This window comes from Candidatus Eisenbacteria bacterium, from assembly GCA_016930695.1.
GTDB lineage: Bacteria > Orphanbacterota > Orphanbacteria > Orphanbacterales > Orphanbacteraceae > JAFGGD01.
Map to the genome: position 1 here is coordinate 13,975 of JAFGGD010000037.1, position 13,966 is coordinate 27,940.

A 13,966-nucleotide genomic window follows, 5' to 3' on the forward strand; every position below is an offset into this window, starting at 1 on the left:
TTCCGTCCGGACCGCCCCCTTGCGCGGGCGCCGGATCCGGGGAAACAAGCGTCCCTTTTTCGCGATCCCGGCGGAGCGTTCCGCCGCGACGAATCGGAGGAGATCCGAGGGCCCGATGCGTCCCGGTCCGGAAGCGACCATTTATCTACGAAGGGTTCTGCCCCGCTGGTACCGGGGGGCACGGCGCGATCTTCCCTGGCGGCGGAACACCGATCCTTACCGGATCCTCGTCTCCGAGGCGATGCTGCAGCAAACCCGCGTCGCCGCCGTCATTCCCTACTACGAACGTTTCCTCGCCGCCTTCCCCGACCCGGCGTCGCTCGCCGCGGCGGCGCCGGACAAGGTGTTGTCGCTTTGGGCCGGCCTCGGCTACTACCGGCGCGCCCGGCATCTGAAGAAGGCGGCGGAGAGGATCACGTCGGTCCACGGCGGCCGCGTCCCCGACCGCGAAGAGGATCTGCTCGCCCTTCCCGGCGTGGGCCGTTACACCGCCGGCGCGGTTCTTTCCATCGCCTTCGGCCGGCCCGCACCGGTGCTCGACGGCAACGTCTTCCGCGTCCTCTCCCGATTCTTCGCCTTGCCCGGCTCCTGGAGCCGCGCCCCGGATCGGGAGCGCTACTGGCGGATCGCCGAGGGGCTTGTGCCGGCGCGTCGACCCGGCGATTGGAACCAGGCGCTGATGGAGTGGGGCGCGCTGGTGTGCGTTCCCCGGTCGCCGGACTGCGCGCGCTGTCCCGTCCGGCGGCGCTGCCGGGCGCTCCGGCTCGGCCGAGTCGATCGTCATCCGGAACCGAGGGAGCGCCGGCCGGCGCGGAAGGTCCGGCTGGACGCCGTGCTCCACGTCGATCCGAAGGGGCGGCTGCTGCTGGAGAGGCGCGCCCCGGGGACGCGCATGGAAGGGCTCTGGGAACTCCCCGCGGAGCCGGTGCCGGGCGCGCCCGAGCCCCGCTCCGTCGGGTCTTTCCGCCACGCCGTTCTGGACGAAGCGTACACCGTCGACCTGTACGTGGTCCGTACCGCGCAAAGCGCGCCGGCGGGGCCTTCCCGCCGCTGGGTGGCGCGGGAGGAGCTGGCCGGATACGGGCTGACCGGCATGGCCCGCAAGGGGATCGCGCTCGCCGACCGTGAAGGGGCCGCGGGAGAGAGGGGGAAGGGCGCGAAGAGGGGCGCGTCCGGCGGGAAAGGAAAGGTTTAGTTCTCGAGTAGAGGCGTGAGCGTCCGAATGGTCCGGACCGTGTCCGCGTCGAGGGCGCCGAGCCGGACCGCGTCGTCGATCGTCTTTCGCGCGCCTTCCGCGTCTCCGGCCCGCAGGAGCGCTTCGGCGAGAATCAGCCGCGCCTCTCCGCGGTCGGGGGCGTAGAAGACCGCCTCGCGGGCGGCGGCGGCGGCCTCCTCCGGACGGTCGTCCGCGAGCAGGGCGCGCGACTGGAGAATTCTCACTTCGGGCGTAAAGGGAAAAAGGCCGGCCAGAAGATCGAAACGCTTCGCGGCGAGGGAAGCCTCTCCCCGCTCCAGCCCGGCGAGCCCGATCCGGTGGATGATCTGCGCCAACGGAACCCGGGCTCCGTCCGCTTCGAAGATCTCCCGTTCCAACGGGTCCATCCGCTCCATCACCCGATCCAGCTCGTGCTGCGTCTCGCGCATCCGCTCCTCGTTCCTCCAGGTTCCCTGGAAGGGCCAACGCTCCAGCATGATTCGCGTGAAGGCGAGACCATAGGCGTGGTCGACGTCGCCGTAGCCGACCCGCGCCGCCGCTTCCTCGAAGGGAAGCTCTCCCGCCGGGTCGAGGGGACCGGCGAGGCCGGACCGGAGAAGAGTGCGGTAGATTTGCGACGCGGCGAGCCAGTGCCCCCGTCCGTTCATGTGGATGTGTTCGAGCACCAGGTTCGCGCCGGGCCGCCCCGCCGGCGACTCGTCGTTGAAGCGCGCCACCGTGTCCGCCGGGCGGACCGCGCCTCCCGCCTCGTGGCGGCGGCAGACCCGGCGGACCGTCTCCACGATCGGGTCGCTCGCCCGGAGCCGCACGCCGTCCAGAAGGAGCGCTCGATCAAAGGCGGCCGCCGCCTCTTCCCTCTCGCCGCCGAGCATTTCGGCGCGGCCGAGGCGGTACTCCGCGCCGGCGTGCCTGTCGTCGAGGGCGATCGCGTTCCTATATTCCGCCGCCGCGCCGCCGGCGTCGCCGAGACGCAGGTAGGAGTCGCCCGTCGAGAGGTAGCGGTCCCATCGGTGGGCCTCGCCGGCGGGAAAGTCCTCCCGGTGGATCGGGCCCATGGGCGAGCAATCCACGCGGTTCGACACGGGTGTGCAGAAGACGATCGGCACGCCGCGCCTCTCCGCCGCCCGCGCCATCCCCTCCAGGTTCGCCTCGAAGTTGCGCTCCACCGAGCGGTGCAGCTCTCCGTCGAAACGGATCTCGCGGTCGCGCGTCATCGCTTCGATCGGCTGCGCCAGCGCCGACTCCTCCGGCGGCCGGCGCACCCGTTCGACGGCGCCCGCGACGAGCGCGTAGACCGCCGTCTCCTGCAACCGCTGGAAGAGCCGGGTGAGCGTTCGATTCCTCCCGACCGACATGGACGAACCGGCGCCGAGCACGCCGTAGAACTCGTTGTGCCCCGTGTAAACCACGATCAGGTCCGGGTCGTAGAGGCGCAGGATCTCCGCGACCCAACGGCTCACCTGGTAGCTGCTCACGGCGGTCATGGAGACGTTGATCGACTCCACATTCCGGTCCGGCATGCCGGCGGCGAGCATTTCCCGGAGAAAAGAGGCGAAGGCGACATTCGGGGTGTAGGGGAAGGCGACCGACGACGAGGCGCCGACGGTGAAGAAGCGGAACGTGTCCGGGTCCTTCCGGGCGGCGAAACGGGCGTAGGGGATTTGCGGCCGCGGGAAGTTGGACGACCGGCCCGTGACCGGAAAGAAGAGGCGGCGATTGAGCGCCTCGTTGTTGACGAAGACCTCCTGGCCGTCCGGTCCGGGGCGGCGGAGAAAGAGGGCGGTCTCGCCGCCGACTCCGGCGAGCCGGAGCGCCCCTTCGAAGAGAATCACTAGAAGGACGCCGAAACCGATGAGAAGGATCTTCTGCGCCGGCGTGGTCCCGTGGTCGCGGTCGGCTTGACTCATGGATCAATCATAGCAGAGAAGGGAGGGAAGGCACGCGCTCCTTCGTTTCCGTCACGCGGCGGAGCCGGGCGAGGAGGGCGCGATGGTCCGACCCGGGGATCTTCACCGGGAGGACGTATTCGGTGCGGAAGTGATCGGAGTGGAAGATGTGATCGATGGGAACGCCGATCCACATCCCCCAGGAGGGCCAGGTGGGGAGCGTTCCGTGTCCCTCCCGAACGCTGGTGAGCCCCGTGGTTCTCTCGAAATCGCGGAGCACCGGAGACCAGGGCGTGGAGTTCATATCCCCCGCCGCGATGGCCGGCCCCGCCCCCTCGCCGGCGATCCAAAGAGCCGTCCGGTCGAGCTGCCTGTTGCGGGCGGCGTACGTGAAGGGCGTTTTCGGCGGGAGAGTGTGGAGCGCCGTGAAACGGAAGGAGAGGTTTTTCTCTTCGAAGGTAAGTTCGACGAAGGCGCGACCGTCGAAGCACCGCCACTCCTCGGCGGCGGGTTCGATCCGGGAGAGGACCCCCACGCCGGAGCGGGGGGTGAGCCGGTCGAAGGTCCGGAAGGGGTATTCGTCTCCCAGCGACCGGAGCTGCTCGTGCCACCAGTGGCTCGCCTCCTGCAGGGCGACGATGTCCGGCTTCTCCCGCCGGATCATTTCGATGACCCCCCGAGCGTTCCGGTTCGCGTGATTCAGATTGAGAGTGAGGACCGTCACCTCCCGTCCGAGGCGCGTGTCCGGCCCGGCGCCGGAGTCACCGCCGTGGGCGCTCACGAAGTGGGGGACGAGAAGGCCGATCTGCGCGAGGGCCACGACCGCCCCCAGAGTCGCCCAGATCCGCATGCGCAGAAGGAGGGCCGCCCCCGCCGAGACGAGGCAGATCGAGACGGCCTGTACGCGGAAGCTGGCGGCGATCTCGAAGGGCCAGAAGCGCCAGGGGAGAAAAGAGGCGAGCGCGGCCGTGAGTGAGAGCACGGTCGCACCGATGATGATCTGTTTCCATCGTCTTCGCATGGTTGATCGCCGAAGGGGTGGATGCGCCCCCACCGAGCGCCGGAGGGGCGAAGAGCACCGAGTGTAACACCTCACGGGAATATACCCCAGCCCCGCCCGCCGGTTCCGGGAGCGCCGCCGGCCGCCCGCATTCTATCCATCGGCCGTGAGGGCCCGCCGTTGAGGGTCCGAGCCCGTCGATCGGGAGGATCCTTTCGGGAGAAACGTCTTTCCCCGTTTGGATGAAAAAAGAGGGACGGTCGGCCGATAAATGGACCATATGGGTGGTGACAATGCAGGGGCCGGATGCTATCCTTTTAGCGGACAAAGCACCTCGAACGAGGAGACGTGGCCCGCATGGAGATCCGCATCGACAGAGAGAGCAAAAGTCCGCTCTACGAGCAGATCGCGGAATCTATCGTTAAAATGATTGATAATAATGATTTGCGATCTGGAGACCGCCTCCCCTCCATGCGAGACCTGGCGCGGCTTCTCGGTGTGAACCGGAACACTGTTTCTCTCGCCTATTCCACGTTGGAGAAAAATGGCCTGGTACAATCGGGAGTCGGGAGGGGTACATTTGTCAGGAGGGACGGCCGCGCACACGGGGAAAGGCCCGGTGGTGACGGTGGTTTCGATTGGGAACGATCCCTCGCCCGGCGCGCCTTGGAGATCGAGAAGGGGGTCCTCGAGAGGATTACCCGGAACGACGGGGAGAAGAGGATCGAGCTGACCGGACCGGTGGCGGATCAGGCCCTCTTCCCCGTGGAAGAGTTCCGGCACGTGCTCAGCGAGGCGGTCCGGGAGATGGGGCCGTCGGTTCTCGACTACGGCGCGCGGGAAGGGTACCTCCCTCTTCGGCGCTGGCTTGCCGAGCGTCTCTCCGGCCAGGGTGTGTCCATCGCCGAGGAGGATCTCTTCATCGTGAGCGGCGCCCAGCCGGGGCTCGACCTGGTGGGGAAGCTCCTTCTCGACGAAGAGGATACGGTGGCGGTCGAGTCCCCCACGTATTACAACGCCATCGGCGCGTTCCGTTTGTACGGGGCGCGGCTCGCGCCGGTTCCCCTCGACGAGGAAGGGATGAGCGTCGACGCGCTCGAGGAGACCTTCCGCCGAGGGAAGGTGAAGCTGGTCTACTGCATGCCCACCTTCCAGAACCCGACGGGGATCACCATGAGCCGCGCGCGGCGTGAGCGTATTCTGGAGGCGGCCGCGCGGCACGGCGCGGCGATTCTGGAGGATCAGTTCGACGCGGAGCTTCGGTACGGGGGGGAACCGGAGACGGCGCTCCGCGGTCTGCCGGGCGGGGAGAATGTGCTCTTCCTGGGCACTTTCTCCAAGATGCTCTTCCCCGGGCTGCGGCTCGGCTGGCTCGTCGCGCCCCCGCGGCTCCACGAGCCGATTCTCCGGATCCGTCGCTGCTCCGACCTGACCGCGGGGCTTCTGGCGCAGGTGGCGATCCATCGCTTCTGTGAGAGGGGGTTTCTGGACCGGCATCTGGAGATGGTGCGACGCGTGAACGCCGCCCGGCTCCGCGCGCTGCTGGAGGCGATGGAGCGTTTTTTTCCCGAGGAGGTCCGGTGGACACGTCCCGACGGGGGGATGACGCTCTGGGTCACCCTTCCGCGACGGGTGGATTCCGTGGAGATGTTGCTCGAGGCGCGGCGCAGGGGCGTCGACTTTTCGCCCGGGCCGCTTTTTCACGTGGATGGCGGCGGGTCCCACGCCTTCCGTCTCTCCTTCAGCCTCGAGCCGGAGGAACGGATCGCGGAGGGAGTACGCGTTTTGGGAGACATACTCAAGGGGAGGATGACCGGGTCGCCGCGGCGGCCGGAAGCCTCTCCGGCGGTTTTGCTTTAGACAAACATGTTTTTTCCGGGAGGGATCGTGATGAACGCGGAAAAGGGAACGTTGCGGCTCAAGACGGGCCTCGCCGAGATGCTGAAGGGCGGGGTCATCATGGACGTCACCGACGCGGAGCAGGCGAAGATCGCCGAGGACGCCGGTGCGGTGGCGGTGATGGCGCTGGAGCGGGTGCCCGCGGACATCCGCCGCGACGGCGGCGTGGCGCGGATGGCGGACCCGCGGAAGATCCGGGAGATCCAGGAGGCGGTTTCCATCCCGGTGATGGCGAAGGCGCGGATCGGCCATTTCGCGGAGGCGCAGATCCTGCAGTCGCTCGGCGTGGATTTCATCGACGAGAGCGAGGTGCTCACGCCGGCGGACGAGAAGCACCACATCGAGAAACACGCCTTCGATATTCCCTTCGTGTGCGGCGCCCGAAACCTGGGCGAGGCGCTTCGCCGGATCGCCGAAGGGGCGGCGATGATCCGCACCAAGGGCGAGGCCGGATCGGGAGACATCATCGAGGCGGTGCGCCACATCCGCGCCGTGGTGGGCGGGATCCGTCGCCTCACCACGCTCGGTGAAGATGAGATGATGGCGGAGGCGAAAGAGCTGGGCGCCCCCTACGAGCTGGTCCGCATGGTCGCCCGCGAGGGGAAGCTCCCCGTGCCCAATTTCTCGGCCGGCGGCATCGCCACTCCCGCCGACGCGTCGCTGGTGATGCAGCTGGGCGCCGAGGCGGTTTTCGTCGGCTCGGGAATCTTCAAGTCGGAAGATCCGGCGCCTCGCGCCCGCGCGATCGTGCGCGCCGTCACCCACTACCTGGATCCCAAGATCCTAGCCGAGGTTTCCGAAGGGCTCGGTGATCCGATGCGGGGGATGGAGACGGCGAAGATGGACCCGGCGGACATGTTGCAGACGCGGGGCTGGTAGCGTTCCTCGGGTCGGAAGGGATTCTACTGCGGCTCGGGATCACGGCCGGGATGCTCTTCTTCCGTCGCCGCCTTCCTCGACGTAGCTAGGGCTACGCCTCCGGGAGACGGCTCGTCCAGACGAGCATCCCGGCTCGTTCCCCGGAGCCTCGCAACGAATCCCTCCCGACCCGAGGAACGGAGAGCGGAGTAAAGGCGAAAAGGAACATCCGGAGTCGGCGGGCGGTTGCCGAATCCGGAGTGAAAACGGCGGTGAAGAGTCATCCCCGAGGGGGTGTTTGAGGTTGTACGTTGACGACGAATGGGAAACCGAGAATCGGATTATTGGCGCTTCAAGGGGCTTTCGCGGCGCACGGTGAGGTGCTTCGGGGTCTCGGCGCCGAGACGGTGGACGTGCGGCTGCCGGAGAAACTGAACGGCTTGGACGGTCTCGTCCTGCCGGGCGGCGAGTCGACCACGCTCATCCGCCTCTTCGATGAGTACCGTTTCGCCGAGCCGCTCCGCGCTTTCGCCCGATCGGGGCGGCCGATCCTGGCGACCTGTATGGGGCTGATCCTTCTCGCGCGGGAGGTGCATTCTCCCGCCCAGGCCAGCCTCGGGCTGATGGACATCGCGGTGGAGAGGAACGCCTACGGGCGGCAGGTGGACAGCTTCGAGGCGATGGGTAAGGTGGGGGACGATCCCTTCCGCATGATCTTCATCCGCGCCCCGCGCATCCACAAGATCGGCCCGGACGTGGAGGTGCTCGGCCGCCTCCAATCCGAGCCCGTCCTCGTCCGGCAGGGAAAGATCCTGGGCGCCACCTTCCACCCCGAACTCGCCGGCGACCCGGCGGTGCACCGGATCTTCTTGGAGCTATTCCAGTAGCTCCGGCCGGAGCGCTTCGTCACCGATGATAAGGCTTTTGTCGTATAAACCGACCAGGATCAATCCGCCGAGGGCAACCGCCGCGGCGACCAACAACATCACCACGATCTGGTAACGCACCGCCGTGAAAGGCTCGCCGCCGCCCACGGTCATCCCCCCAGATGGAGCTGCTCCCTGGTGACGAGGCTTTCGATCAGTTGTTCGCCGTGGGAGACTACCCGTAGGACGAAGCTTCGCGTGTCCCAATCCTCTCAAAGTGCGTCGGTTACGGCGGCACGTCTCTCCGGATCGAGGTGTGTTGTCGCCTTGTCGAGAAGGAGGATGTCCGGTTTCCCGAAAAGGGTACGCACGGAGCCGGTCCGAGCCTACGCTGACGGACATTAGAAAATACTAACGCCGTCATCTTAGATATCGACGTTCAGCGAAATTCCTTCGCCTTCGGCGCGGGTTGAAGGGTAATCGTGTGGATGGAGATGCGGTGGATCACGAATCTTATTCGTGAAGAGAGCTAATCCTCACCATGATAGCCTGACCGTTCTAGCGATTGAAGGGTCGTGCGCCTGTTGCGCTGGCCGGTCTGGCGTGCTACTTTGCCGGAGCGCCGGAACCGGTGCGCCGGATCCGCGCGGAAAGGACCGCGATGGGGATGGGACCGAGGTTTTTAAATACGACTGAAGGGGCTGGGAGCCTCAGCGCTGGCGCCGACTACCTTCGCCGCCGCCCTCTCGCCGGGGGTGTCGTTGGAACGGTCGCCGTCAAATCGGCGGCCACCGTCTTCGGTTTTCTCGTCAGTCTAATCCTTGCACGGATTCTCGGCGCTTCCGGCTACGGCGTCTACGCTTACTCCATGGCGTGGGTCGAGATTCTCGCTATTTTTTCTCTGCTTGGGAGTGAGCGCCTAATCGTGCGGGAGGTCGCGGCGGGGGCGACTCGCGGTTCCTGGGGTCTCGTCCGAGGGCTCCTGGAGACCGTGAACCAAGCGGTTCTCGCGGCTTCACTCCTGATCGTCGTGGTCGCCGTGACAGCAGCCCGATTGATTACGGGGGGAATCGACTCGCCGGCTTTTTTCCCCTTTGTCGCCGCCATGTTCTACCTCCCCTTCGCTTCCCTCACCAGGGTGCGCCAAGCGGTGCTCCAAGGATTCAAACACGTCGTTCTCGGCCAGATCGCCGAAGCTGTGGTCCGCCCGGTAATGTTCGTGATTCTTGTTTTTCTGGCTGTGCTCTTTCTGGGCGGATCGCCGGGGGTTTCAGGAGTCCTTTTACTGAATGTCATCGCCGTCGCCGCGGCCCTTTTTATCGCCACGATCCTCCTCCGGCGACGGACACCGCCTGAGTTAATCACTCAACCACCGGAGCGGCGACTCGGCACATGGGTGCGGGCTGCCTCCCACCTCATCGTTATGGGCGGAATGCTCATGCTGGGCGCGCGCATCGGGACGATTCTGCTCGGAGCGCTTCGGGAAGCGGAGGACGTGGGCGTCTTTGCCATTGCTCTTCAAGCGTCCTGGTTCGTCATTTTCGGCCAGCTCTGCGTGAATCCGGTTATCTCGCCCACTCTCTCGTCCTTACATGCAGCGGGCAACCAAGAAGGACTTCAACGGGTCGCGGTAAAAGCAGCCCGTTTCGCTTTCGGCGTCTCTTTCCTGTTTACTTTCGTATTGATCGTCTTCGGGCGGTGGATTCTCTCCCTCTTCGGTGTCGAGTTCTCCGCGGGATATCCCTCAATGATTATTCTCTCGCTTGCCCTTCTGCTCGGAACGGCGGTCTCCCCGGCGGTTCCGCTTCTGATGATGACCGGGCACGAGCGTCAGGCAGCGGTCGGAACCGCACTCGGTGCGGCGGCGAACATCCTTGTCTGCGCACTTCTGATCCCGAAGCTCTCCGCGGTCGGCGCGGCCTGGGGCGGCGCGGCGGGAATCGTATTCCGCCATGTCTATTTCACCTTCGCGGTATGGCGGAAGCTGAGCCTCGATCCGAGCATTTGGGGCAGGAGCGGCTTCAGCTCGTTCCGTCGATCATCGGGGTGATTGACATCCCTTTCCTCAGCGGGATAAGCTATTGGCTCACATTCGTCTCCAAACAGGATTTCGGTATTCGGGTGGGCGGTAACCCCATGAGTGGAAACAATAACTATCGAGGAGAGTTCTCCTTGTTGAGTGCCGTTGAGATTCTCATAAAAAATCGACGGATCATCGTCATCAACACGGCGGTGGTCGTCATCCTTGCGATCCTCATTTCCCTGCTCCTACCTAAATGGTACAGGAGCACGGCGACCATATTGCCTCCTGAGTCTTCGATCGATCCTCTGACCACTCTCGGGGCTATTCAGATAGCCGCAACTACCGCCAATCTTCCCTGGTTTGCCACCACTTCCGATGTTTATGGGGCGATCCTCGAGAGTCGTCATGTATCGGAGACACTGATTCGAAGATACGGTCTCATGAGGATCTACGATGTGGATACGATGGACAAAGCGCTCAAGAAGCTGTCGAAGCATCGTTGGATACGGGTAACGGACGAAGGTATGGTCGAGGTCGTCGTCGAAGCGAGGGATCCAGAAAGGGCGGCGGGAATGGCCAACGCGCTCTTAGAGATCCTAGACGACTTCAACCAGAACACGCGGATGACCGACGGTAAAAAGACCCGCGACTTTGTCGCCGGACGACTCAAGCAAACGCGTGGCGACCTCGAAGCGACGGAAACGGCATTGAAGGAATTTCAAGAAAAGTACGGAGCCGTGGAAATCACCGTCCAGACGGAAGCTCTAATATCGGCCGCTGCCGAAATCGAAGGGGAGATTCGGGCAATCGATGTTCAGCTCTCGAGGTTGTCCGGTTTCGCAACGGAGTCCTTTCCTGAGGTTCGGAGCTTGCGAATTCAGAAGCGGAACCTGGAAAGACAGCTGGAGCAATTGATAGTCGGCACTGAGCTTGATCCAGAATTTACGAACGGGAAGGGTTTGAGCCCCTATCCGGCTTTTAAGGAAATTCCCGATGTGGGCGTCCGATACGTGCGGCTCATGAGAGAGGTGGAGATCCAATCGAAAATTTTAGCGTTCCTGTCCCAGGAGCTGGAGCGCGCTAAAATTCTGGCTTCCCGGGACACGCCGACGATACAGGTGCTCGATCGGGCGGTGCCGCCCGACAAGAAATACCGGCCTAGAAGGTCGCTCATTGTGATCGTCGCCCTCGCTGTTTCTCTCTTGGGCAGCGTTGTGTTGGTCTTCGGGCTCGAAGCGATCGACCGCTGGAAAAGCGTGGGGGAGAACCGACGACGGTGGAACGCATTGATCCACTCACTCAAGGACGACTGGTTCGGCGGACGAACGAAAGAGTCTCCCCGGAGCTGACCGGCCGATCCTATAGTTTTCTATCTTCCGCACGAATTTCCATCACCGTTGTTCTCGACGAAGAGTTTCGCTATGACGAAAGATCTCGAGCCGCCGGGGAGCTCAGTTATTGGCGGAGGAGTGGAGGAATCCCGGAAGACGACGATTCGGCGCGTTTTAATCGCTGGTGTCGTCGCGGTCGAATGCGTGTCCGTACTTGTTCTCGGGCTGGACGGCCTTACGACGAGCCTGCTCGTACTTGGAGGCATTGGGTTCGCAGTTCTCTCCCTGGCCTCGCCTTCCGCCGGTTGGATGATGGTTGTGGCGCTTGTGCCGTTTTCCCAAGAAATCTCCATGCCCGGCACCGGCTCGGCCTTACAGGCGCCCACCGAGCCCATGATTTTCTTTCTTGAGACTCTCTGGATTCTCGGATTACTTCAGAATCCGCACTTTCGCCTACCGCCCCGGCGGTTCACGTATTCCGTTATAGGTGTCATTGCCGTGCCGTTCGTTTCATGTTTCTATTCGGATTTCGGATTCGCGACGCTCAAGTCCACACTCAATCTCGCTTGGTATCTATTTTTCGGCGTTTTTCTCGCCGTTTCGACGCTGAGATCGGTGAAAGACCTCAGAAGACTCACGATGGTGTTCACCGTTCCGGCGGCTATCGTGAGTCTCTACTATCTGCAGAACGTGGTCCGGACCGGTCTTGGAATCAAAGACGTGAACGCAGGGGCTCTACCGTTCTTCGGAGAACACGGTACCTTCGCGGCCTACCTCTGCTACGCCTTCCCCATGGCCGTTTTAACGACCCTGTGGGCGAAGAAAAAAGTGACAAAGACTATCTTTGGTTGCGCCGCGTGCGCCGTTTTCGCAGGAATCCTCTTTTCACTGACACGGGCCGCGTGGCTCGCCTTCGCCGCCATGGTCGGCGTGACCCTGATCCTTCTTCCCCGATCACGGGCTTTTCCCCGATGGATTTTTGGCGTTCTCGCTGTAGGAGGCATAGCGGCTGTGGTTTTGGCTGGAAGTTCCCAATCGACCCTGTTCAAGCATATGCGGTCGATAGCGGATACGGAAAGCAACGTCTCCAACATGGAGAGACTGAACCGTTGGGCCGCGGCGATCGATATGTTTAAGGCTCACCCGGTTGTCGGTGTCGGATTCGGGGCGTACAAACACCACTACCGCCAGTTCCGGCGCATCCGTCTTGCGACGACTGAGTCGGCTCCGCGAGCTGGCGCCCATAACATCTTTCTGAGCGTCCTCGCAGAGATGGGCCTCGTCGGAGCCGCGGTGAACTTGGTTTTCATCGGAGCCCTTCTTTCTCTTCTCTCGCGAAACCTCTCGCGGTCAAGGTGTTTGGGACCGGAATCCCAGCCGGTGACCGCGTTCACCCTCGCGATCATCGCCGGTTTGACGGGGCACGGCGTACACGGACTGTTCAACTACTACTCTTCCTGGGATAAGGTGAACGTCCCTCTTTGGACGTTTATCGGCGCAGCTGCGGCGTGCTCTCTCATTCTGGACTCGATCGAATCTTCGAACAGAAGCATCTGTGGTGCTCCGTAAAATCAGCCAGCCATACTTAAAGTTTTGTCCGGGGATCGGATCGAAGCGAAAGAACGATGAAAGATCGATCGACATCTCATGAGGGGCGAATTATAGGGAAGGATCGGCTACGAGTCTTCGTAGTGGATCACGTGGGGGGCGTACACACCTTCCGAGAAAAATACCGTTTTTTGGCTTCCGATCCTGGTATAGATCTGACGGTATTTGTTCCCGAGAAGTGGATAGAAAACGGCCGTCTCGTTCGGGCTAGATCCAAGGACGAAGGGTACGCGATACGAACGGGAAAGGCGGGCTTTCGCGGTTATGAAAACAGGGGCTTCTTCTATACGGGTTTGGCACGGGCATTATCGGAAGTACGACCCCATATCTTTCACCTCAATGAGGAACCCTATAGTGTCATCGCTCTCCAGTGCGTCCTTCTGGCGCGTATCTTCTGCCCCCGTGCCCCGATCCTCTTCTACACTTTCGACAACTTACACCCAGGTTTCCATTACCCTTACCGGCCGTCTTGGTTCTATGGTTTAGTCCAACGGTATGTCCACCGGCGGGCGTCGGTGGGAATGGTGGGATGCTCGGACGCGCTCACGATTCTTCGTTCCCGGGGCTTCACCAAACCGGTGCGATTCGTTCCCCTGGCCGTTGATCCCGAGAGTTACCGGACAATGGATGTTCATGATTTGCGAAACGACCTGGATCTTCGTGATTTCGTGATCGGTTTTGTGGGCCGATTGATCCCCATGAAGGGGATTTCTGTCCTGCTCGACGCCCTTGGAAGTCTCCCGTTCCCCTGGTCCCTCTTTATTCTCGGCGATGGTGAAGAGAGGACGAGGATCGAGGAGTACGCTCGCGATTCGGGCAACGCCGATCGGGTCCGAATCGTTCCCATGGTGTCACATGCCGATGTTCCCCGATTTCTCAATCTCCTGGACACGCTTGTGCTCCCCTCGCGGACCACGAATTGCTCAAAAGAACAGTTTGGCCGCGTGTTGATCGAAGCGATGGCCTGCGGTGTTCCAGTGGTCGGTTCGGACAGCGGCTCCATTCCGGAAGTCATAGGAGAAGGAGGAAGGGTGGTCCCCGAGGGAGATCCTACGGAGCTGGCCGCAGTTCTATGTGAGCTTCGCGATAACGCCGAAGAGAGAAAAAACCTTGGCCGGGCCGGACGCGAGCGGGTTCTAAAACATTTCACTTGGCAACGAGTGGCTGAGATTTACAAATCAATTTACCGTGATCTCCTGGAAGGCACGGTTCCCTCCGAAGAGGATCCCCCATGGAGTACTTGTTCCTCGCACTCTCGACGTTCATAAGTTGGTCCATC

At 63.0% G+C, this 13,966-nt stretch carries 11 protein-coding genes; 8 read left to right on the top strand and 3 right to left on the bottom strand.

The genetic code is table 11. The annotated features are described in order from the left end of the window. Window positions 1-115 precede the first annotated feature (115 nt). Window positions 116-1,195, top strand: a complete 1,080-nt coding sequence (gene mutY, locus JW958_09360; protein MBN1826463.1) for an A/G-specific adenine glycosylase — start codon at window positions 116-118, stop codon at window positions 1,193-1,195. On the opposite strand, the gene JW958_09365 is transcribed toward mutY, so the two are convergent. After that, window positions 1,192-3,123 carry a tetratricopeptide repeat protein gene (locus JW958_09365; protein MBN1826464.1) on the bottom strand — a complete coding sequence of 644 codons (1,932 nt, stop codon included), beginning with the start codon at window positions 3,121-3,123 and terminating at the stop codon, window positions 1,192-1,194. The genes mutY and JW958_09365 overlap by 4 nt on opposite strands. 7 nt (window positions 3,124-3,130) lie before the next feature. After that, complete coding sequence (locus JW958_09370) at window positions 3,131-4,123, bottom strand: endonuclease/exonuclease/phosphatase family protein (protein ID MBN1826465.1); 993 nt, start codon at window positions 4,121-4,123, stop codon at window positions 3,131-3,133. Between the two features lie 336 nt (window positions 4,124-4,459). On the opposite strand from JW958_09370, the gene JW958_09375 reads away from it, so the two are divergent. The 3 genes from JW958_09375 (at window position 4,460) to pdxT (ending at window position 7,746) form a co-directional block, all read left to right on the top strand. Next, window positions 4,460-5,962: a PLP-dependent aminotransferase family protein gene (locus JW958_09375; GenBank protein ID MBN1826466.1), complete on the top strand. Its 1,503-nt coding sequence runs from the start codon at window positions 4,460-4,462 to the stop codon at window positions 5,960-5,962. A 30-nt stretch (window positions 5,963-5,992) separates the two neighbouring features. Next, window positions 5,993-6,880 carry a pyridoxal 5'-phosphate synthase lyase subunit PdxS gene (gene pdxS, locus JW958_09380; protein ID MBN1826467.1) on the top strand — a complete coding sequence of 296 codons (888 nt, stop codon included), beginning with the start codon at window positions 5,993-5,995 and terminating at the stop codon, window positions 6,878-6,880. A 290-nt stretch (window positions 6,881-7,170) separates the two neighbouring features. After that, window positions 7,171-7,746 (top strand): pyridoxal 5'-phosphate synthase glutaminase subunit PdxT, encoded by a 576-nt coding sequence (gene pdxT, locus JW958_09385; protein MBN1826468.1) that lies wholly within the window; start codon window positions 7,171-7,173, stop codon window positions 7,744-7,746. Here the strand turns inward: pdxT and JW958_09390 are convergent. Beyond that, window positions 7,735-8,127: an ABC transporter permease gene (locus tag JW958_09390; GenBank protein ID MBN1826469.1), complete on the bottom strand. Its 393-nt coding sequence runs from the start codon at window positions 8,125-8,127 to the stop codon at window positions 7,735-7,737. The genes pdxT and JW958_09390 overlap by 12 nt on opposite strands. A 229-nt stretch (window positions 8,128-8,356) precedes the next feature. On the opposite strand from JW958_09390, the gene JW958_09395 reads away from it, so the two are divergent. The 4 genes from JW958_09395 to JW958_09410 all read left to right on the top strand — a co-directional run bounded on the left by JW958_09395 (window position 8,357) and on the right by JW958_09410 (window position 13,955). Then, window positions 8,357-9,775 carry an oligosaccharide flippase family protein gene (locus JW958_09395; GenBank protein ID MBN1826470.1) on the top strand — a complete coding sequence of 473 codons (1,419 nt, stop codon included), beginning with the start codon at window positions 8,357-8,359 and terminating at the stop codon, window positions 9,773-9,775. Between the two features lie 125 nt (window positions 9,776-9,900). Beyond that, on the top strand, window positions 9,901-11,097 hold the full coding sequence (locus JW958_09400) for a hypothetical protein (protein ID MBN1826471.1): 1,197 nt from the start codon (window positions 9,901-9,903) through the stop codon (window positions 11,095-11,097). Between the two features lie 72 nt (window positions 11,098-11,169). Continuing rightward, window positions 11,170-12,648 (top strand): O-antigen ligase family protein, encoded by a 1,479-nt coding sequence (locus JW958_09405; protein MBN1826472.1) that lies wholly within the window; start codon window positions 11,170-11,172, stop codon window positions 12,646-12,648. 122 nt (window positions 12,649-12,770) lie between these two features. Next, window positions 12,771-13,955 (top strand): glycosyltransferase, encoded by a 1,185-nt coding sequence (locus JW958_09410; GenBank protein MBN1826473.1) that lies wholly within the window; start codon window positions 12,771-12,773, stop codon window positions 13,953-13,955. Window positions 13,956-13,966: the final 11 nt, after the last annotated feature.

What these genes read in the sequence shown, in the direction of transcription:
- mutY (MBN1826463.1), top strand. Translation starts at nt 116, where the DNA reads ATGCGTCCCGGTCCGGAAGCGACCATTTATCTACGAAGGGTTCTGCCC.
- JW958_09365 (MBN1826464.1), bottom strand. Translation starts at nt 3,123, where the DNA reads ATGAGTCAAGCCGACCGCGACCACGGGACCACGCCGGCGCAGAAGATC.
- JW958_09370 (MBN1826465.1), bottom strand. Translation starts at nt 4,123, where the DNA reads ATGCGAAGACGATGGAAACAGATCATCATCGGTGCGACCGTGCTCTCA.
- JW958_09375 (MBN1826466.1), top strand. Translation starts at nt 4,460, where the DNA reads ATGGAGATCCGCATCGACAGAGAGAGCAAAAGTCCGCTCTACGAGCAG.
- pdxS (MBN1826467.1), top strand. Translation starts at nt 5,993, where the DNA reads ATGAACGCGGAAAAGGGAACGTTGCGGCTCAAGACGGGCCTCGCCGAG.
- JW958_09390 (MBN1826469.1), bottom strand. Translation starts at nt 8,127, where the DNA reads ATGTCCGTCAGCGTAGGCTCGGACCGGCTCCGTGCGTACCCTTTTCGG.
- JW958_09405 (MBN1826472.1), top strand. Translation starts at nt 11,170, where the DNA reads ATGACGAAAGATCTCGAGCCGCCGGGGAGCTCAGTTATTGGCGGAGGA.